Here is a 16,754-nt window from a genome sequence, read left to right as displayed (position 1 = left end):
ATCATGGTTGCCCGGCACGCCCACCCGGACGAGGCCACGGAATCACTTCAACCGCCCTCCGACCTCCGCCTCCCCCCGCTCGGCTGATCTTGCCGGACGATCGGTCGCGCTTTCGGCGGACATCCCCGTCAGTTTCGACCAGCCGCTCTCGCCTCTCCACAAGCTGATCGGGGAATGGGTCGCGTCGCACGACCCATCGGTTCAGCAATATACGCGCAGCGCCGCTCGCCGGCATATCGAGCGCGCTTTCAACGCCGCAGTTCTCGGGATCCTCGAACCCCTGACGTTCGCGAACCTGCGAACCGTCGTGCTCAACGGCGAGCACGTGGGACAGCCCGCGATTGTCCTTATCTGCGATAGCATCGGTCAACTCGATCTCGGATGGATCGAGAGCAGCGAAGCCCCCATTTCCTGGCGTGCGGCCTGCTACGCCGCGCTCGAAGAGACCTTGGGCACCACCTTGCCGATCTTCGGCTACCAGGACCTCTTCAATGAAATTTCGATGTACTATTGGGAGGGCGAGACCGAAGACGATGGCGCGCTTCAGTGCCTCATCGACTATCACGGCGCAGACCCTGATGATCTCGACGAACTCACCCTCCCGTCGAAGATGGCCGCCAAGAAACCCGAATGGATGAGCAAGGCGAATTCCGCGCCGCTCGCGAAGCTCCCGAGCGGACTGCGCAGAGCCTTGCGAACGCTACGCCGAACGCATGATGCCCTCCGGCGAGTCCCGGATGATCGCAGCGCCTGGCGGTTCAATTCCGACATCCTCTACGAATACATCCCCGATATCGAGGAATGCTCGAGCCTGCCGCCGCTGACCCTCGTACCTGTCGAGTTCTTCGCGGCCGAGGTCGACGACGTCGGCCGCCACGGCATGGAATACGGCTTCATGGACATCGCTGGCCTCTGCCCGCTGCCCGACCCCAATTTCATCGACGACTGGTTCGCATCGCTCCGCGTCGGCGCGGAATTCCTGCTCGCTGCCCAGCACCTGATCCAACTCGAACCGGAAAAACTAGGGGGCCGCCATGTCTGACCACGCTTCTCACTTCGAAGGAACCACGGGCGGCATGGTGCTCACCACGGCCATCCTGCTTTACCAGACCGAGACGCCTCGAAATTCCAGTCATTATGGTGCCCCTCGGCCGGACGCGCTCGCATTCGCCAGCATCCATCAAGTCGAGCATAGCGACGATGACGGGCCGACGATCGCCGCAGGCGCGCCGCTGTCCCGCGCACACCTGCGCCAATGGACCGAGGCCCTCGGTCGAGCCGCACCGCCCGAGATTTTGCCAGACAATGTGCTCGTTGCGCACCCGGACGTACTCGCCTGGTGGACGCCGGAGCAGGTGCGCCCGGCATTTTTCAATCTGAGCAGGCCCCCTGCCGCCTTGCGAGCGCTCTCCCAAAGGATGATCGCGCCGGTCCCGTATCCAGCGCATCTGTTCGTCGCCACCCGACGCGGCCTCGGCGTCTATGCGCTTCCGGAGAACCAGCGACCGACCGCCGGCACCCGGGCGCTCCACTCGCCCATCCTCAATGTCTACGTCGATGGATCGCTTTGCTGGGGCAACATCCCGAGGCCGAAAACGCTGGGGGTCGCCGCTATCCCCGATTTCGAGCGTGCGCTGTTCGACTCCTGGTCGACGCACCCCAACGCGGGCCAAGAGCGTACAATTACGGGCAAGGGCGGCCTCGTCGGGCTCTGGGACGATCTTGCCGCGCGCCGGGCGATCCGCTTCCCGACGAAGCGCCTCAAGCCGTTTACCCGCGGGCGACCGCAAACGTCCCGGAAATCGGGTGCGGCGGCGACCGAACCGGTGACGGTCGGAAAGCTCATTGCGGAAAGCGTAAGGCGATGACCATCCTCGCCGACGACCCGACCGCCGCCGCGATCCTCGCCGAGGTGCCCTGCTATCCGATGCCCCCGAGCGGCCGCTCGCCTGCGCTGGATACCGTGCGTGCCTCCCGGACGGGGCACTGCCTCGCCATCGGTTCTGACGGCGCCGTCCTCATCGTTCGACGTCCTTGGCTCGAACTCGATGTCCCCGTCACGCCGCCCATTCCGGCCTATCTGCCATACGGAAGTGCGGGCAAACGGCGCGCGAATCTTCGCTGTGGCCTGATACCGCGAGACCTCCTTGATCGGATCCTCGATCACTTCCGCGCGGGGCTGCCCAACGAAGCCGCGGCCTTCGTCATCTGGGACGAGGATTCCCGGCAATTCTCACTACACTTGCCCCAGATCGAAGAGGCGACCCCCTCGCGGCTCGTCTATCGCCCCCCGGTCCTGCAGTCGAACCAGCACTTGGTCTGCGACATCCACAGCCATGCGCATGGCCCAGCCTTCTTCAGCGCCACCGACGACCGCGATGACGCCCACACGACGAAAATATCGCTCGTGATCGGCCGGCTCAGCCATGCCGACGGTCCCGACTTCGCGTCGCGATTGTGCGCCGGTGGCATGTTCCTGGCCGTGCCGCGCAGCCCCTTTTCAGGAGACGACAATGCAACCTGAACCCCCGCATCGCCACTATCTTCCCGCTGGCTTCGATAATCGCGCGATCAAGATCGTCCTTGTCGGTTGCGGTGGGAACGGGGCGCAGATGCTCATGGGACTCGCGTCGCTCGACACGGCCCTTCGCGCGATCTCCTCGCGGTTGCTCGCCGTCACGGTGATCGACGACGATACCGTCAGCGAGGCCAATCTGGGCCGGCAGCCATTCTACCGGTGTGATCTCGGCAACTCGAAAGCCCGTACGCTCACCGAGAGGATCAACCTCGCGCATGGCCTCACCTGGGAAGCCGTTCACGGCCGTGCGCCGGCTGCGTTCGACATCACGGGCGCCGATATCCTCATCAGCTGCGTCGACACCGCCTCGGCCCGTCGCGCGCTTGGCGCCGCGCTGGATGATGGCTCCAAGAAGCCGACCTACTGGATGGATCTCGGCAACCGCGCGAGCGACGGACAATATCTGATCGGCCGGCCGCGACGGGAAAATTGTGACGACCGACAGCGCCTGCCGACCGTCCTCGAATCTTTCCCGGAAATCGCCGATGTGAGCCAGGGCGAGGACAACGCCCCCTCCTGTTCGGTCGCCGAGGCTCTCGAACGGCAATCCCTCTTCCTGAACCGGGTTTTGGCAAGCCACGCGCTCGCCCTCCTTTTTGACCTGATCGGCCGCGGGTCCATCGGCCACGCTGGGGCCTTCATCAACCTGGCCAGCGGACAATGCGTGGCGATTCCGCTGCCAGCGACCGATAGATCGATCGGCAATCGCCAATCCGCTCCTGAGTTGGGCCAGGACGATGCGGGCCCATTGGCGGGAGCCCTGCGATGAACGAGCGTTCTAACAGGGCCGAGGTGCGCAATCCCATCCTGACGCTGCCGTCGCTATGCCGGCTTCGCGCGCTCAGCCCCGAAGCCCGTCTTGCTCTTCAGGATATCCTCCTCGACATCCAGAACGATGCCCGCTTGCGCGGGGAACGCAGCTGGCGCGGCCGCAAGCCCCCGGTCGCGGCCTATTGGGCGGCCTGCGGAGTCTATGCGGGGCCCATTGCTCGCGCCATCGGCCCAGGACCTGGCCGCCGACACCGGGCTCCCAAGATGCCTTCGGCGCAAGCTGCAATGCCCACCAGGGAGATATTCTGATGTTGTTCGAGCTCCGCAAGCTGAAGATCATCAAGCAACTGTCCCGGGATTGCGACTGCTATACGGCGGAGCTGTGGATCGACGGCCGTCTGGCCTTCCTTGCCGGCAACCGCGGCCAGGGCGGTGCGGATGACTATCGCCAGGCGGGCGTCCTTACCGAGGCCGAGGTCGAGAGTTGGCTCAAAGCCAATCGGCCCGGCCGGACATTCCACGGCATTCCACTACCACCGACTCTCGAACATGAAGTGGCTTTCCTCATGGACGAGGCCGAAAACATGGCGCTGCTGCGCCGTCGACTGCGGACCAATATCATCACGATCGAAGACGGCAAGGTTTACACCTATCCGCTGAAAAAGCGCCCGATAGCGACCGCGATCGCCGCCATGCGCACGAAAATCCCGCATATCGAAATACTCAACGAGACCGGCGACGGTGGCCTGAGGCGGGCAGTCGCTATCCTCAGCGAGCAGAGCATCGAGTCCGAGTGATCGAGCACGCCCACCGACACCGTCTCGGCCACGCCGCTCGCAATGCCCATTCACGTCGCACGACAGGATGTCTCGGAAACGCATGTGGGCCGTAGTCGAGTGGTGCCGCTGAACCAGTTCTACCGCGCGGCATGGAGAGGAGAGGGGATGAGCGAGGTGTGATCCAGGTGGAGATGCCCGATGCGACCCCAACCCGCCGAAAATCTCCGCGCGCTCTCCTCGCACGGTCCCGTGATCGGCGATCCTCGCGAACCGGCCGACACGGTGGAGAACGACTGCTGCCTGTGCGCCGCAGCTGACCTTCAGGAGGCGAAATGACATGTCATACGACGATTCAGCAGAAGCCAATTGCGCCAAGGCATTGGCGAAATTCGCGCGCGACTATGGATATGATCGCTTCATCTGGCGCGGGACGATCAAAACCGCAGATGAGCCGGGAGAGCAGTTCACCGTCGATGTCCAGCTTTCTGCGTGCAATCCAATGTCCAACGGCCAAGACTCTGCTGGCGACCTTGCCAACCGGCTCGCCAGCTACCGTTCGAACAGCGAGTTCGGCCTTGTCCACCACATCATCTGCGATGAAGCCGCCGCCCTCATCCGGAAACTCGTTTCCGAAAACAGGCAACTTGTTGCCGACCATGACGAGCGACGGGTTCTGATCGTCCGCGAGACCGAGAGCGTTACGGAAGTGCTGTCGAGCGCAAAGGCCTTGCTCGCCGCGTTCGGAGGCAATGTCCCCGATTGGCTGCGCCATGAGGCTGCGAGGCTCGATCGCGCGGTCGCCCAAGCCGAGGAACGCTGACATGCGCCGTATAGAGAAGGACCCCGAAGGCGGATGGATCGCGCGGCGGCGCGACGGTTCTCTCATCACCGACAAGAATTGGCGCTGGAACAGCCGATCGGCGGCCAGGCACGCGGTCATGGAATCCGACTTCTGGCCATCGAGCGACACCTGTCGCCAATCCGGACCAACGTCGCGCCGCCCTGCCACCGGGTCCTGCGCGCCGCGCCACGACAAGGAATAATCGCCCTTTCAACCCCGAATGCCCGAACGCCCGGAGGTTTTCATGAGTGCCCCTCATTCCGATAATCCCGTTGCCGGGACCAGCGCAGACGATGTCCAAACGGTCCGCCGCCCGTTGCCCCTCCGACCTCTGTGTAGAACCTGCGGTAGCGAGAATCTTGCCCGCGACGCCGCCGCGCGCTGGGACATCGCCATCCAGGACTGGACGATAACCGGACTTTTCGACTCGACCTCCTGCGACGATTGCGGCGCCGAGAGCGATGACCTCGCTCAATGGGCTCCGCTCCAACCCGGGATCGGCGCCCGCGTGCGGATCCTTGAGCGCCCGCGTGTTGGCGGCGACCGCTTCCGGAACCGCGAAGGCACGATCGTGCGCACGCATTTCGCCGGCTTCTACGTCAGGCTCGACATGACGTCCCGCGAACGGACCCAAAAAACCGAGCTCGTCGAAACCAGCCATCTCGAGGTTCTTGCGCCCCCTTACTCCTGTGCCGGCTGACCGGCCATGACCTCCTTCGAGGCACGCCGCGACCAGCTGCGCCGCGAACGCAAGCCCTCCAGAATCGACAATCCAAACGAGTTCGATCAGCTCGTCCATCACCTTCGGCAATCGGCCATCAATTGCGGCGCCGATCACGCGCAGAGCGTAGCTCAAAGCTTTTCCGCCGATTTCGGCTGGGATTCGACGGAACTCCTGCGCGCAACCGGCCTCCGGGACGACGATCCGTCCTGGCCTTGCCTCGGCCGCGCTGCGGAAGTCCACTTGGATCAAGCTGACAGGTCTGGCGACCATGTGGACCGAGGCCGATCTCTGAGCATCCGGTGAAAAGGAGAGGGGGGCAGGGGCTCCGAGCGTGACGAGCGCTCCAAGCCGGAGATCCCCCATGCACTATGATGTTGCCTTCAGACACCAACAGGCCCTGGATCCCAGCGCCCTCACGACCATCGCCACGACGCTTCACGCGATCCAGGCCGCGATCACCGATTGCCGTAATGCGGGCAAGCAGCTGGAAGATGATCCAGCCGTGGTCTTGCTCGTGCGCCACCTCACCGCGGTCACCCTGTCGCGACCAGGCGACATGCAGTTGCGCCACGCATGCATGGATCAAATCGCAGAAATCCGGCGCCATCCGACCCTGCTGACGCTCGCGCGGCGAGGTGTGAGCTATGACGATGCCGCAAAGCGGGCGTTCCACAGCGAAGGGCGAACCGCGATGCGCCGGCTGGCCGAGGCCCTGCAGCTCGCCGAGGCCGGTTTCGAGGTTCGCTCCCAAAAAGCCGGGCCAGCCTGCTCAGGCGACATCACCCTCCATGGCGAGGAGGTCTGGGTTCAGCTCAGCCTTGGAGCTCTCGGGCCTGATCGCGAACTGATGTACCGCCGGGTGCGCGGACGCGACGATCATATCGGCGACCGCAATCGCTTCGCATCCATCCGGGACCTGCTCTCTCCGGACCGCTTCGCCGGACGGCTCCGCCGCGAGCTTCAGCTCAGCGCCGCGCCGGCCTCGCCGACCCGCCTGTTCGCCTGATGGAGGGCGCCATGCAAATCGTCGCCACCCGCACACGCATCGGCATCGATCCGCCGACTTATGCCTACCGCGTCTACGTGCCCATGACGGAGCTCTCGCCAGAGCGCCAGCGGCTGATCTCCTATCGCTCGAATTTCGGCATTGGCCCACGCGACGCCTATTTCGCGAGGATCGAAGACGTCATCGCGCCGATGGCGCACCTCGAGGCGCCGGCCGGGACCGTGCGCTACGCCAAAGCCAAGGCGATCGAAGAGGTCGCGTCTCGGCTGTCGGCCATCATCCTGCGCCCGCTGTTTCCCGAAATGATCGCCGACGTGCTGCCATTCCGATTCATCGTCCCCGCCGCACCGCCCAATGCCGTGGTGCAAGCAACCGTCCATGATCTCACGGCACGCTATGAGACGACCCGAACGATGCTCGGCGCGCTCACCCCGCGGATGCTCGGCGTCCAGACTGACGGGACGGCCACATGACCGCCGTATTCGATCCTGCCGACCCGGAGACCTGGATTGCGCGCGGCCGTCTGCCTGCCCACGCCGCCCTGATGGCAGACGCGTGGCGGACGTTTCCGGACCTGCCGCGCGATGTGCCTGCCGAGGATCGCATGGCGCGTTCACGCGAGCGGGTCGAGACAATGCGGCCGGTGATGGACGCGATCCAGGCCGAGCAGGAGCTCTTGCGCCAGGCGCGCAACTTCGCCTTCACCGAACGGCGCGTTGCCAGGTCCGAGGGCGACGAACGCGAGGTGGCGATCCTGCGCGGCCGCGACCTGCATGGCTTTGACTGGAACAAGTCGGTCCAGTTCGCGAACGGCTGGTATGCGGCCCAGGCAGGCTGGGTCTGCCGACACCCCGACGCTCAGAGCGGCAGTACCACCGAGATTCGCCTCAAAGCCGCTTACATGACCGGCTTTCACGATGGCGGCGGTGATACCGAGGATCTGTTCGACGTCGCGCGGCGCGCGCTGATCGCAGCGGATCGACCGACGCCGGACCTGCAGCCTGCAACACCGGATTATGCGCGTCCGCTTCCCAGCGCCTGGCCACAACCCTCGGACGCCCCGAGGCCGACGAGCTGGAGCCGGCGCCTGTTGATCCTCGGCGCGCCCGAAGCGGGCATGCTGTCCCGAGCGGAGACCACTGATTGTCCCCCGCACGCGGCGCTTATGCCGCTGCTCCAAGAACGGCCCGGGGCCGAGCAGGCGACGCTCATTGTCGTGGCCGCGACTGGTTTCCTTTCAGTCGCCGAAGCGACCGCCGGCGCTCCAGCCTTGCGAACCGAGGACGACGTGCAACGTCTGGCAGCCGATCCCGTCCAGCCGGCAAAGCTCAGCGTATTGCTCGGCGGCCGCGACTTTGACGAGATTCTAGTCGCCGCCCACGACCGATATCTTGAGGTTATCGATGCGCATGCAAGGCATCTGCCTCTGTGCCGCGTCATGGAGCGAACCCGCAACTCGCTGATCCAGCAAAGGGCACATTTCAGGATCTGGCTGGAGCGCGGTGTGCGCTCGGGAGAAACCCTGGGCGCGGGCCATATCCGCTGGGGCAAGGTGGCCAAGGGTCTCACCGCTCGCCTCGGCGAATTTACGGCGCGCCATGCCGGCAAAGTACCGGGGCGTGGACATCGCATCCTCATTGAATTGTCAGATGGCGAACCAGCCGATGGCTACATCACGGTGACCGGCGACTGCCTGCAGCCGGAAATGCTGATCACCAATCAGAAGCATCTCCGCGCGTCCATGGCCGCAAGCCTCCGTACCTTTGGCGGTGCAACACGACTTTGCGCGGATCATAGCACCCGCGCTCCCCTCCCTCAAAGCACTATCCCCGGATACATCCATTCTGGACGTAACCCGGGTTTTGCGCCGATTCACGCCCAGAAAGCCGCAAAATGACCGACATCCGCTTGGAAGTCGCCGGTTTCGCCATCACCACGCGTATCGGTCCGGCGCCTTTGGGATGGCGGTTCTGGACCCTCGCCGGCTTCCCCTGCGCCGATCAGGACGGGGCCGAAGAATTCGCTCGCGACATCGTCGAGCAGCACGCACAGCAGCCCAAGCTGCTCTGACCGGGACCACCATCATGGAAACGACCCGCAGCCAGCGCTGGCGGGAGCGTCGGGCGCTGTGGGCGCACGACCTCACCGTCATCGATCCCAAGGCCTACACCATCGATGTCATCGACCACAACGTGGCCCGCGCCTTCATCGAGCAGCACCACTATCTGCAGAGCTATCCCGCCGCGCGGGTCGCGGTCGGGCTCTTCGGCCGCAACGCCGTGCTCGAAGGCGTTGCCGTCTTCGCCGTTCCGACGACGAACGCCGTTATCACCAGACACACCGGGTTCGATGACCCCGAAAGCGGTTGCGTCCTTGCGCGCCTCATCCTCACCGACGCGGTGCCGCAGAACGGCGAGAGCTTCTTCGTCGCCCGCGCCTTCCGGCACCTTCGCAGGGAGCGACCGAACATCGAGGCCGTGGTATCCTACAGCGACCCCGGCGCCGGCCATATTGGCCGCGTCTATTGCGCCCTCTCGGCCGCGCACCGCGCCGTGACCAGCCCCAGGACCGTGCTGCGCGCTGCGGGCAAGACGATCTCTGGACGAACCCTCTCGAAGATCCGTCTTGGTGAACAAGGACATGTGGGCGCGATCGGAGGGCTCGTTGCCCTCGGTCTCCCGAGGCCGAAGATGTTCGAGGATCCCTCCGCGTGGCTTTGGCGGCTCGAACGCGAGCGGCTGCTCGTCCGCCACCGGCAGGCCGGCCTCTACGCCTATTGCTTCGAACTTACCCGGGAAGCGCGCCGCCGAGGCCGCGCACTCCCGCGCCTGCCGTATCCCAAGGCGCTGCCGCTCGCCCACCCGACACTTCCGCTCTTTCCACCGCAGGAGATCTGACATGGCCGACATCACGACCTTGCCCGTCATGACCGCGGCCGATGCGACAAGCATCGGCTTTGCACGCTTCAACGACGTGCCGACGCTGCCGGTCGACATTCCCGACGGCAATTTCACGATCAGCGCGAAGACGTCGGACGGTCGGCGCATCACCTTCTTCTTCGGCGAGTATCAGGGAGGCGCGGCTCCGAGCTTCGTGGACATCCAGTATCACGACCAGGGCGCGACTATCCCGAACGCCAATGGCGGCCGCTCGCCGGTGTTCGATATGCTGACGATCGGGAAAGGCGGGCGGCAGGTCTTCGACAGCCGCACCCTTCCCGACGACGAAAAGCCGTCGATCGCCGTCGTGCTGCTCGGCGAACCGGCAACATCGCAATCCGATCGAAAGGACTGACCATGTCCGTCTACGTCGCTCGCTATACGCGGCTTCACGCCAAGCTATGGGCACCTTATTCGATCACCGCCTACCCGCACGGCTTCCATAATTGGCCCGAAGGGCTGGCCGACCCGGTCTGGATTCCGAATGCGCGCGTCATCACCGCCGCCGGCGCTGCGTCGCGGTCGCTGGCCGATTGTCCCACGCTCGATGCCGCGCTCGAAGCGTGCTGGGCCCATCTCGCAACCCTCGATCAGGATTCCCGACCATGCTGAACTCATTCCAACGCGCGTGCGCCGAGGCCTACGGCAATGGGGACTTTGCCCATGTGCAGGACGTCGAAGAAGCCCGCGAGGCCGGCGATACCCTCTTCACGTTCCTGATGATCGAGCTCGCGTCGAGCGAAGGATGTAGCGGTGCCGAAGAGGCCGTGCGCAGGCTCGACATGGCGCTCGCCGACATCCAGGGCGTCGCCGAGGCCGTCCAGCGCGGCGACGGGGCGGCGGCGCCATGAAAGAGGAGAGGGGAATTCGAAGACGCGGCGCAATGCCGCGCTTTGAAGAAAGGAACGTCTGATGCGGATCGTACGCGGCGACTTGCTCGCCCTCGCTCAAACGGGCGAATTCGATGTCATCATCCACGGCTGCAACTGCCAATGCGTCATGGGCAGGGGCATCGCGCTTTCCATCAAGCAGCAGTTTCCGACCGCCTACGCGGCGGATCTCCGGACGGAGAAGGGCAGCGCCGCCAAACTCGGCACCTATTCGTCGGCCAAGGTCGAAACCAACGGCAGGACGATCATCATCGTCAACGCCTACACGCAGTTCCACTGGAAAGGATCGGGCGTGAAGGCCGATTATGACGCGGTCCACCGCGTCATGCGAGCGATCGCGCACGACTTCGCCAACAGTCGCATCGGCTATCCGAAAATCGGCGCCGGGTTAGGCGGTGGCGACTGGTCCGTCATCAGCGCGATCATCGACACGGAACTCGAAGGCCTCGATCATACCTGTGTGGACTTCACCGGCTGACACGCCGGAGTGAGGGGAGGGGGCTTCGGGGGAGGCGGCGACTTGTCGCCTTTCAAGCCCGAGGCCCCCGATGTCAGTCCTTCCGACGGCCCTGCACAGGCAGGTAGACTATCTCACCGTTGGCGCACCGCCGCCGGTCGTTCTCGCTTATGGCATCGGCGTTGATTCCACCGCGCTCCTCATCGAGCTTGAAGCGCGCGGCGAAGTGCCGGATCTCGTTCTCACCGCCGACCCGGGTGCCGAGAAGCCGGCGACCTACGAATATCAAAAGCTCATCGCCGCCTGGATGGCGGCGCGGCACATCCCTTACGAAGTGGTGCGCTATGTCCCGCAGCGCTTCAAGCACTGGCCGCCCTATTATTCGATCCTCGCCAATGTACTGACCAATGCGACGCTCCCCAGCATCAGCCTGGGGCGGCACAGTTGCTCGCTCAAATGGAAAGTGGCCCCGCAGGACGCTTTCCTCAAACGATGGGCGCCCGCCGAGGCCGCATGGGCGCGCGGCCAGAAGGTCGTTCGCCTGATCGGCTACGATGCCTCGCCCGCCGACACGCGCCGCTACGCCCATGCGGTCGCGATCGATGACCCGCTCTTCGCGTGCCGCTATCCGTTGCGGGAATGGGGCTGGACGCGTGACCGCTGCGTCGCGCGCATCGAAGCCGCCGGGCTCCCGGTGCCGCCCAAGTCGAGCTGCTTCTTCTGCGGCGCGATCCGGCCTGACGAGGTGCGCGCGCTGCCGACATGGTGCCTGCGGCTGATTGTCCTGATCGAAGCGCGGGCCGAACCGCGGCTTCGCACCGTCGAGGGTCTCTGGCGCAAGTCGACCAAGACCAAGCCCGGCAGGATCACCGATTTTATCCGCGCCGAATGGCTTCTTCCCGAGGCCGAGATCGACGCGATCCGCCGCGACGCGCCGACCGACCTCGTCCGCTTCCAGGACGCCGCCAGCATCGTGCCGGTGAGCGAGCGTCCCACGATGGAGGAATGGCTCGATAGCTTCAACGCGAGCTTGATGGAGACAACATGACCGACCGAACATGCCGTATCGCGATGCTCAACGACCGGTGCCGCCAAGGTTTCGATCGCACCGCGCGCATCGTCATCACCGCCGCCTGCCTCGCAACGCTCGCAGGAGAGGGCGGCATGGCGCGCGAAATCCTGGCCCAAGCCGAGTTGATGGCCGCTATCCGCCGCTACGTGTTCAAGCCCGGGGATGGCTGCGAGCGCGCACGGGGCGACCTCGTCGCCGCCGGCCATGCCATCCGCTTCACGATCGACTATTACGATCTCTCGCTCGAATGGGGGTCCGAGGATCCCGCCGACCCGCTGGTCACCACACGGGTGATGACGATCATGCTCCCGAGCGACGATTGACCATCCCCCATCTTTCGAACAGCCAATCCGGAGACACGTCATGCGGCGGATCACACCGGCCGGTCCCGAACATGGGCAGGCGATAGCAATAGCGGTTGAGCGTCTGCGCGAAGCCCGTACTCTGCTTCGGCAGGCAGGCGCGCGCCAGGCCGCCTCGGCGGCGGGCAAGGCCATCAGCAGCGCCGAAGGCGCTGCGCGGCATGTGCAACACAGGATTCGGAGGACGACCAGATGAGCCGGCATGACCTTCAGCCCAAGGCCGATCAGCCGCATGTCGTCCGCGCGACCGTCGGCTGGGACCGGCCGCTCCAGACTTTCTTCGCACAGGTCTTCTTCCGCACCGAAGACGAGCCTGATGAAGGCGAGGCGCTGATCTGGTTCGGCACCGAGCCCGGAGAACTTCTGACGGCCGAGGCCGCGATCGCCGTCGTCGCCCCCTACGTCGAGGTGCCCATTGGTCTCGCCGCTGCGCTCGATGCAGAGATGCATGAAACGATCGGCATGAAAGACGGACAGCACCAGGCCGCGGCCAAGCGGTCGCTCTTCGGCTCGATCCACTGATCAGCCGCTGACGTCTCCGCCCAGCTGATCGCGCGGCCGACACGGCCGCCACCCACTCGTCTTCACCCCACCGCGTCGCCGGCGCTGCCGGCAGCGCCTAGCGTCGCGTGCCCACAGCACCGATGATCAAGGAGCCGTTATGGCAGACCGTGTTTCAGCATCGATCGTTATCGGTGGATCGCTCACTGCATTCGCATTTGAGGAGCTTTGCGATGTCGTCTCCAGCGAAGGCCTGGCCATAGAGTGGGACGGCGAACCCTTCGCGGCCCACCACTACGTCCCCGGAGACCCACTCAGCCTTTTCGCCCACGAGGTCGCGGGCGGCCAATTCGACGAGCTCGAGATCTGGTGCGTAGCAAACGCCCTCCCATTCGTCCGCTGGTGTGGCAGCTATTCCGGGCAGTGGGGTCCGGAACGGGTTGTATTCAGTGGAACCGGCGCTCCGCGGTCCTTTGCCGTCTCCGAAGACGATGTGGCGATGATCGACCGCGAGACCATCGAGCGCCTTGGCTCGCTTGAAGCGGCGCTCGCATACTTCGAAGCGGCCGATTTCGTCGTGCCGCCGCTGGTCGTCGAAGGCGCCGTCCTCGAACCCGATGGTGCGACCGACACCCTCTCTCATGCGGAAGGATCAGCGCATGTCGAATAGCTACACCAAGGCCGCGTTCGGCCTGGCGGTCGCTGCCGCCGAGGCCGACCTTCTGCGCCGCGTCGTTGCCGCGATCGAGATGATCGGCGACGCCGATATCGGCCTCGACGCGATCGAGGCGCATTATGCGACAATCGGCGCGGATTTCGCCGCGCTCTTCCCGCGCACCGAGCTGAGCCCGTTCGACGGTTTGCTCGAACTCTTCCCCGACCAGAATTACCCGATGCTCGACTTCGACATCGACATCGGTGAGCCCGATGCCGAAGGGCAGGTCGTCATCTTCCTCTCGGGCGAGCAGTTCGGCGTTGAGACCGCCGCCAATCTGCTCCAGCGCTGCGCCCGATCGGCGCTGCCGTTCGGGTTCGAATGGGCAGCTGACCATGATCGTCTGCGCGCCGACGAATTCGGGGGCGGCTATGTCGTCATCACCGAGGCCGACATCGAATATGGCAGCACCCGTCGGATGCTCGATCGCGCGCTCGATCGTGCGCGCGACGAAGGCGCCGACGGGTTCGTGCTAGCGCTCCAGCATGCCGAATATGGTCTCAGCTTCTGGAACGACACGACCGGATATGACCGGCTGGTGCTCGCTCGGGTATTCAGCGGAGCCGAGGCCGCGGATTTTGACGTGCCGCTCATGGACGATCAACCCGACTGGCTTGCCATGCCCGCGCCGCTTCGCCTCTGATCCGCACACAAGCGGTTGCTCGCGGAGTTCAGACCTATAGGTTCGGAGAGCGGAGAAAGACGATGACCTCGATTCCGACCGACTATGACGCGGCGCGTGCGGCGCTGACACGCCTTTTGCCCATCGCGATGAGCGACACCGGTCAGGCACGCCGCGTCGCCAACTTCCTTATGGCCTGGTGGAACGGTCCGGACCTTGGCCATTTCGAGATCGCCGACATGTTCGGCCTCGACATCGCGGTCGCCAACGACATCACGACCGTCATCGGCTTTCTCGGCCAGAACAATCGCGGTGCCGTCTATATCGATAGCCTCGGCTTTGCCGAGGAGATGCAGGACATCATCGCGCTGTGGCGCAAACCGGCGGCGCCGCCCACCGACTGACGCCCACGACGGCCCCAGGACGATCAAGAACAAACCCGACGGCGCCGTAGAGGCGCCAAGTCGGAGCGGCGCTGGCGCGCCTTACTCGGCCGAACGGCCGAGGAGCTGAGTGGGTGAGAGAAGGTGTTCGGACAAGGGGTTCGAGCGCACAACTCAGGAGACTACCCATGAACATCGGCACCATCACCCAGAACGCCAGCGGCACCTACACCGGCAAGATCTCGACGCTGACCGTGGCGATCGTGATCGCACTGCGCACCGTGCAGTCGAACAACCCGCGCGCGCCCAAGTTCGAGATCCTCGCCCTGTCGGCCGCCCGCCAGTGGGTGCAGGTCGGCGCGCTGTTCGAGCTGGCGTCCAACTCGACCGGCGAGACCTTCCTCAACGGCAAGATCGAAGATCCGAGCCTCGATAAGCCGCTCTACATCTCGGCGTTCCGCCAGGAGGACGGTTCCTACAACATCGTCTGGTCGCGGCCGAACCGTCGCCGCGATGCGCCCGCCGACACGGTCGCTTCCGACGATGGCCTGCCGCCGCTGCCGGGTGCGGACACGCCTGCCGCTCCCGCCGGTGCCGGCACCGATGGGCTCGGCGAATCCTCGGCGGAAGGTGCGTTCGGCGGCGAACCCGGTCAGGCCGGCGGCGAGCCTGCACAGGCCGGCCGTCGGCGCCGCACCCCCGAGATGGCCGACTGACGCCTTCGATCCCCCGGCCGCGCGTTCCACCGGCGCGCGGCTAACTCGCAGGGCTCGCTTCGCCACCATAGCAAGCGGGCCCTGTTTTTGTTCGCCCGCGCGCTCATGCTCCATCCGCTTCAGGGAAGCGTTCTGGCATTGGTCTTGCAATTCCTCCGGAAACTCCGTATTTTCCGGATAGGAGAAACGTCATGCCCCAGTCCGTCAGTTCCGTCGAAGCCTCGAAGGCCTTTGGCCGTATCAGCCGTCAGGCACTGGTCGCGCCTCTTACCATCACCCATCACGGCCATGATAGTCTGGTGCTCATGTCGGCCACGGAATATCAGCGGCTCAAGAGCCGTGATCGCGAAGTGCTCGCACTGGATGATTTCACCGATGAGGATCGGGCCGCAATCGCCGCGTCGCGCGCACCGGCCGAGGCCGCCAAATTCGACGACGAACTCCGGGATAATTGATGCCGCTTCCGATACCGGTTCCCGGCCTCGTCGTCCGATATTCTTTCCTATGGAGCCATGAAGCCCGCGCCGGCAGCGAAGATGGCAGCAAGGATCGGCCTTGCGCCGTCCTTTTGACGGTAGCGACCAGGAACGGGCAACCGCTGGTTACCGTCTTGCCCGTCACGCACACGCCGCCCACCGATGAGCGTCTTGCCGTGGATATCCCCGCCGGCACGAAAAAGCGCCTCGGCCTCGATGATGCGCGATCCTGGATCGTGCTCACCGAAGCAAACCGGTTTCAATGGCCCGGTCCCGACCTTCGCCCTGTTCCCGCCGAGAAGAATGCCGACGTCGCCTACGGTCTCCTTCCGGCCGCGCTCTACGATCTTGTGCGGACCAAATGGCTCGCGGCTTTTGACGCACGCAAGATCGTCCAGACCAATCGGACGTCCTAACCTCCCGAACTGCGACCGCGAGTGAAGAGCGCACCGGCTCTGTCGTGGTCATCGAGCGCCGATCGATCCTGATCCGACGGTGCCGGACCTTGTCCGGTCCGGCGGCCTTCCTTCGCCTGTTCCTGACACCTGCGGCGAGATGAGGCCGATCCGCAACCCCTTCCAGTCGCCCGTGTTGCCGCTTCGCGGCTGCCCGCGCCAGCTCCCTTCACGGGTTCCCCTTCGCATGCGCTCCGGTGCGGCTCGCCCCCAACACGCCGCTCGTCGGTGTCACCGGCGGGAAGGCCGCTGGACCCAACAAGGAGCATCACCATGAACAATGTCAATATCGCGGGCCGGGTCGCCAAGGATCCCGACACGCGCGGTTCCGTCACCACCCTCATTGTCGCGACGGACCGTGTAAAGCTTCGGGACGGCAAGACCTATGTGGACGAAGCCACTGGCTATACCGCTAAGGAGACCGAATTCCACAAGGTCACCTGCTTCAACGGTCTCGGCAAAGCGGC

Annotated in this window: 29 protein-coding genes and 1 pseudogene; all 30 read left to right on the top strand. The window is 64.9% G+C overall.

Annotation, left to right across the window (positions count from 1 at the left end; translation table 11 throughout):
* Positions 1-7 precede the first annotated feature (7 nt).
* Entirely contained in the window at positions 8-1,042 is a 1,035-nt protein-coding gene (locus CEQ44_RS06950) for a hypothetical protein (protein WP_254913985.1), read from the top strand.
* The gene (locus CEQ44_RS06945) at positions 1,035-1,868 is read left to right on the top strand and encodes a PRTRC system protein B (RefSeq protein ID WP_088183841.1); all 834 of its coding nucleotides are present in this window, start codon (positions 1,035-1,037) and stop codon (positions 1,866-1,868) included. The genes CEQ44_RS06950 and CEQ44_RS06945 overlap by 8 nt, the downstream gene beginning before the upstream one ends.
* Complete coding sequence (locus CEQ44_RS06940; RefSeq protein WP_088183842.1) at positions 1,865-2,524, top strand: PRTRC system protein A; 660 nt, start codon at positions 1,865-1,867, stop codon at positions 2,522-2,524. Before CEQ44_RS06945 ends, CEQ44_RS06940 begins: the two co-directional genes overlap by 4 nt.
* Complete coding sequence (locus CEQ44_RS06935) at positions 2,514-3,347, top strand: PRTRC system ThiF family protein (RefSeq protein ID WP_088183843.1); 834 nt, start codon at positions 2,514-2,516, stop codon at positions 3,345-3,347. Before CEQ44_RS06940 ends, CEQ44_RS06935 begins: the two co-directional genes overlap by 11 nt.
* Positions 3,344-3,658 carry a hypothetical protein gene (locus CEQ44_RS06930; RefSeq protein ID WP_088183844.1) on the top strand — a complete coding sequence of 105 codons (315 nt, stop codon included), beginning with the start codon at positions 3,344-3,346 and terminating at the stop codon, positions 3,656-3,658. The genes CEQ44_RS06935 and CEQ44_RS06930 overlap by 4 nt, the downstream gene beginning before the upstream one ends.
* Positions 3,658-4,146: a hypothetical protein gene (locus tag CEQ44_RS06925; protein ID WP_088183845.1), complete on the top strand. Its 489-nt coding sequence runs from the start codon at positions 3,658-3,660 to the stop codon at positions 4,144-4,146. Before CEQ44_RS06930 ends, CEQ44_RS06925 begins: the two co-directional genes overlap by 1 nt.
* A gap of 180 nt (positions 4,147-4,326) precedes the next feature.
* Positions 4,327-4,464 (top strand): hypothetical protein, encoded by a 138-nt coding sequence (locus CEQ44_RS24320; protein WP_176400290.1) that lies wholly within the window; start codon positions 4,327-4,329, stop codon positions 4,462-4,464.
* Positions 4,465-4,507: 43 nt separating this feature from the next.
* Positions 4,508-4,948 (top strand): hypothetical protein, encoded by a 441-nt coding sequence (locus tag CEQ44_RS06920; RefSeq protein ID WP_140419319.1) that lies wholly within the window; start codon positions 4,508-4,510, stop codon positions 4,946-4,948.
* Between the two features lies 1 nt (position 4,949).
* On the top strand, positions 4,950-5,171 hold the full coding sequence (locus CEQ44_RS06915) for a hypothetical protein (RefSeq protein ID WP_088183847.1): 222 nt from the start codon (positions 4,950-4,952) through the stop codon (positions 5,169-5,171).
* Positions 5,172-5,189: 18 nt separating this feature from the next.
* Entirely contained in the window at positions 5,190-5,669 is a 480-nt protein-coding gene (locus CEQ44_RS24945) for a hypothetical protein (RefSeq protein ID WP_254913986.1), read from the top strand.
* Positions 5,670-5,675: 6 nt separating this feature from the next.
* A complete protein-coding gene (locus CEQ44_RS06905; RefSeq protein WP_088183848.1) occupies positions 5,676-5,996 on the top strand; it encodes a hypothetical protein in 321 nt (106 codons plus the stop codon).
* Positions 5,997-6,054: 58 nt separating this feature from the next.
* A complete protein-coding gene (locus tag CEQ44_RS06900) occupies positions 6,055-6,699 on the top strand; it encodes a hypothetical protein (RefSeq protein WP_088183849.1) in 645 nt (214 codons plus the stop codon).
* 11 nt (positions 6,700-6,710) lie between these two features.
* Positions 6,711-7,172, top strand: a complete 462-nt coding sequence (locus CEQ44_RS06895; protein ID WP_088183872.1) for a hypothetical protein — start codon at positions 6,711-6,713, stop codon at positions 7,170-7,172.
* Positions 7,169-8,596: a hypothetical protein gene (locus tag CEQ44_RS06890; protein WP_176400291.1), complete on the top strand. Its 1,428-nt coding sequence runs from the start codon at positions 7,169-7,171 to the stop codon at positions 8,594-8,596. Before CEQ44_RS06895 ends, CEQ44_RS06890 begins: the two co-directional genes overlap by 4 nt.
* Positions 8,593-8,769 (top strand): hypothetical protein, encoded by a 177-nt coding sequence (locus tag CEQ44_RS24315; protein ID WP_176400292.1) that lies wholly within the window; start codon positions 8,593-8,595, stop codon positions 8,767-8,769. Before CEQ44_RS06890 ends, CEQ44_RS24315 begins: the two co-directional genes overlap by 4 nt.
* Positions 8,770-8,783: 14 nt before the next feature.
* Positions 8,784-9,596: a hypothetical protein gene (locus tag CEQ44_RS06885; protein ID WP_088183850.1), complete on the top strand. Its 813-nt coding sequence runs from the start codon at positions 8,784-8,786 to the stop codon at positions 9,594-9,596.
* 1 nt (position 9,597) lies between these two features.
* Positions 9,598-9,993, top strand: a complete 396-nt coding sequence (locus tag CEQ44_RS06880; RefSeq protein ID WP_088183851.1) for a hypothetical protein — start codon at positions 9,598-9,600, stop codon at positions 9,991-9,993.
* Positions 9,994-9,995: 2 nt separating this feature from the next.
* Positions 9,996-10,250 carry a hypothetical protein gene (locus CEQ44_RS06875; RefSeq protein ID WP_088183852.1) on the top strand — a complete coding sequence of 85 codons (255 nt, stop codon included), beginning with the start codon at positions 9,996-9,998 and terminating at the stop codon, positions 10,248-10,250.
* Positions 10,244-10,489: a hypothetical protein gene (locus CEQ44_RS06870; protein WP_088183853.1), complete on the top strand. Its 246-nt coding sequence runs from the start codon at positions 10,244-10,246 to the stop codon at positions 10,487-10,489. The genes CEQ44_RS06875 and CEQ44_RS06870 overlap by 7 nt, the downstream gene beginning before the upstream one ends.
* 61 nt (positions 10,490-10,550) lie before the next feature.
* Positions 10,551-11,006 (top strand): macro domain-containing protein, encoded by a 456-nt coding sequence (locus tag CEQ44_RS06865; RefSeq protein ID WP_088183854.1) that lies wholly within the window; start codon positions 10,551-10,553, stop codon positions 11,004-11,006.
* A gap of 70 nt (positions 11,007-11,076) precedes the next feature.
* A complete protein-coding gene (locus tag CEQ44_RS06860; RefSeq protein WP_088183855.1) occupies positions 11,077-12,033 on the top strand; it encodes a hypothetical protein in 957 nt (318 codons plus the stop codon).
* Complete coding sequence (locus CEQ44_RS06855) at positions 12,030-12,380, top strand: DUF3768 domain-containing protein (RefSeq protein ID WP_088183856.1); 351 nt, start codon at positions 12,030-12,032, stop codon at positions 12,378-12,380. The genes CEQ44_RS06860 and CEQ44_RS06855 overlap by 4 nt, the downstream gene beginning before the upstream one ends.
* Positions 12,381-12,611: 231 nt before the next feature.
* Entirely contained in the window at positions 12,612-12,941 is a 330-nt protein-coding gene (locus tag CEQ44_RS06845; protein ID WP_088183858.1) for a hypothetical protein, read from the top strand.
* A 139-nt stretch (positions 12,942-13,080) separates the two neighbouring features.
* Positions 13,081-13,590, top strand: coding sequence for a hypothetical protein (locus CEQ44_RS06840; RefSeq protein ID WP_176400293.1), 510 nt, complete (start codon positions 13,081-13,083; stop codon positions 13,588-13,590).
* Positions 13,580-14,278 (top strand): hypothetical protein, encoded by a 699-nt coding sequence (locus CEQ44_RS06835; RefSeq protein ID WP_088183873.1) that lies wholly within the window; start codon positions 13,580-13,582, stop codon positions 14,276-14,278. Before CEQ44_RS06840 ends, CEQ44_RS06835 begins: the two co-directional genes overlap by 11 nt.
* A 62-nt stretch (positions 14,279-14,340) precedes the next feature.
* Positions 14,341-14,661, top strand: coding sequence for a hypothetical protein (locus tag CEQ44_RS06830; protein WP_088183859.1), 321 nt, complete (start codon positions 14,341-14,343; stop codon positions 14,659-14,661).
* A 167-nt stretch (positions 14,662-14,828) separates the two neighbouring features.
* The gene (locus CEQ44_RS06825; RefSeq protein ID WP_088183860.1) at positions 14,829-15,356 is read left to right on the top strand and encodes a DUF736 domain-containing protein; all 528 of its coding nucleotides are present in this window, start codon (positions 14,829-14,831) and stop codon (positions 15,354-15,356) included.
* 191 nt (positions 15,357-15,547) lie between these two features.
* Positions 15,548-15,811, top strand: coding sequence for a type II toxin-antitoxin system Phd/YefM family antitoxin (locus tag CEQ44_RS06820; protein WP_088183861.1), 264 nt, complete (start codon positions 15,548-15,550; stop codon positions 15,809-15,811).
* Positions 15,812-15,924: 113 nt separating this feature from the next.
* On the top strand, positions 15,925-16,248 hold the full coding sequence (locus CEQ44_RS06815) for a hypothetical protein (RefSeq protein WP_254913987.1): 324 nt from the start codon (positions 15,925-15,927) through the stop codon (positions 16,246-16,248).
* A gap of 312 nt (positions 16,249-16,560) precedes the next feature.
* A pseudogene (locus tag CEQ44_RS06810) lies at positions 16,561-16,754 on the top strand (single-stranded DNA-binding protein); the annotation flags it as partial.

Source organism: Sphingobium sp. Z007, from assembly GCF_900013425.1.
In the GTDB taxonomy this organism is placed as follows: Bacteria; Pseudomonadota; Alphaproteobacteria; order Sphingomonadales; family Sphingomonadaceae; genus Sphingobium.
The sequence above is the reverse complement of the archived record's forward strand: the minus strand, read 5'-3'. Positions and strand labels throughout refer to the sequence as shown.

What these genes read in the sequence shown, in the direction of transcription:
- CEQ44_RS06885 (WP_088183850.1), top strand. Translation starts at nt 8,784, where the DNA reads ATGGAAACGACCCGCAGCCAGCGCTGGCGGGAGCGTCGGGCGCTGTGG.
- CEQ44_RS06930 (WP_088183844.1), top strand. Translation starts at nt 3,344, where the DNA reads ATGAACGAGCGTTCTAACAGGGCCGAGGTGCGCAATCCCATCCTGACG.
- CEQ44_RS06820 (WP_088183861.1), top strand. Translation starts at nt 15,548, where the DNA reads ATGCCCCAGTCCGTCAGTTCCGTCGAAGCCTCGAAGGCCTTTGGCCGT.
- CEQ44_RS24320 (WP_176400290.1), top strand. Translation starts at nt 4,327, where the DNA reads ATGCGACCCCAACCCGCCGAAAATCTCCGCGCGCTCTCCTCGCACGGT.
- CEQ44_RS06900 (WP_088183849.1), top strand. Translation starts at nt 6,055, where the DNA reads ATGCACTATGATGTTGCCTTCAGACACCAACAGGCCCTGGATCCCAGC.
- CEQ44_RS06895 (WP_088183872.1), top strand. Translation starts at nt 6,711, where the DNA reads ATGCAAATCGTCGCCACCCGCACACGCATCGGCATCGATCCGCCGACT.
- CEQ44_RS06940 (WP_088183842.1), top strand. Translation starts at nt 1,865, where the DNA reads ATGACCATCCTCGCCGACGACCCGACCGCCGCCGCGATCCTCGCCGAG.
- CEQ44_RS24315 (WP_176400292.1), top strand. Translation starts at nt 8,593, where the DNA reads ATGACCGACATCCGCTTGGAAGTCGCCGGTTTCGCCATCACCACGCGT.
- CEQ44_RS06890 (WP_176400291.1), top strand. Translation starts at nt 7,169, where the DNA reads ATGACCGCCGTATTCGATCCTGCCGACCCGGAGACCTGGATTGCGCGC.
- CEQ44_RS06905 (WP_088183848.1), top strand. Translation starts at nt 5,676, where the DNA reads ATGACCTCCTTCGAGGCACGCCGCGACCAGCTGCGCCGCGAACGCAAG.
- CEQ44_RS06870 (WP_088183853.1), top strand. Translation starts at nt 10,244, where the DNA reads ATGCTGAACTCATTCCAACGCGCGTGCGCCGAGGCCTACGGCAATGGG.
- CEQ44_RS06880 (WP_088183851.1), top strand. Translation starts at nt 9,598, where the DNA reads ATGGCCGACATCACGACCTTGCCCGTCATGACCGCGGCCGATGCGACA.
- CEQ44_RS06830 (WP_088183859.1), top strand. Translation starts at nt 14,341, where the DNA reads ATGACCTCGATTCCGACCGACTATGACGCGGCGCGTGCGGCGCTGACA.
- CEQ44_RS06945 (WP_088183841.1), top strand. Translation starts at nt 1,035, where the DNA reads ATGTCTGACCACGCTTCTCACTTCGAAGGAACCACGGGCGGCATGGTG.
- CEQ44_RS06915 (WP_088183847.1), top strand. Translation starts at nt 4,950, where the DNA reads ATGCGCCGTATAGAGAAGGACCCCGAAGGCGGATGGATCGCGCGGCGG.
- CEQ44_RS24945 (WP_254913986.1), top strand. Translation starts at nt 5,190, where the DNA reads ATGCCCGAACGCCCGGAGGTTTTCATGAGTGCCCCTCATTCCGATAAT.
- CEQ44_RS06860 (WP_088183855.1), top strand. Translation starts at nt 11,077, where the DNA reads ATGTCAGTCCTTCCGACGGCCCTGCACAGGCAGGTAGACTATCTCACC.
- CEQ44_RS06840 (WP_176400293.1), top strand. Translation starts at nt 13,081, where the DNA reads ATGGCAGACCGTGTTTCAGCATCGATCGTTATCGGTGGATCGCTCACT.
- CEQ44_RS06845 (WP_088183858.1), top strand. Translation starts at nt 12,612, where the DNA reads ATGAGCCGGCATGACCTTCAGCCCAAGGCCGATCAGCCGCATGTCGTC.
- CEQ44_RS06875 (WP_088183852.1), top strand. Translation starts at nt 9,996, where the DNA reads ATGTCCGTCTACGTCGCTCGCTATACGCGGCTTCACGCCAAGCTATGG.
- CEQ44_RS06855 (WP_088183856.1), top strand. Translation starts at nt 12,030, where the DNA reads ATGACCGACCGAACATGCCGTATCGCGATGCTCAACGACCGGTGCCGC.
- CEQ44_RS06935 (WP_088183843.1), top strand. Translation starts at nt 2,514, where the DNA reads ATGCAACCTGAACCCCCGCATCGCCACTATCTTCCCGCTGGCTTCGAT.
- CEQ44_RS06835 (WP_088183873.1), top strand. Translation starts at nt 13,580, where the DNA reads ATGTCGAATAGCTACACCAAGGCCGCGTTCGGCCTGGCGGTCGCTGCC.
- CEQ44_RS06825 (WP_088183860.1), top strand. Translation starts at nt 14,829, where the DNA reads ATGAACATCGGCACCATCACCCAGAACGCCAGCGGCACCTACACCGGC.
- CEQ44_RS06865 (WP_088183854.1), top strand. Translation starts at nt 10,551, where the DNA reads ATGCGGATCGTACGCGGCGACTTGCTCGCCCTCGCTCAAACGGGCGAA.
- CEQ44_RS06925 (WP_088183845.1), top strand. Translation starts at nt 3,658, where the DNA reads ATGTTGTTCGAGCTCCGCAAGCTGAAGATCATCAAGCAACTGTCCCGG.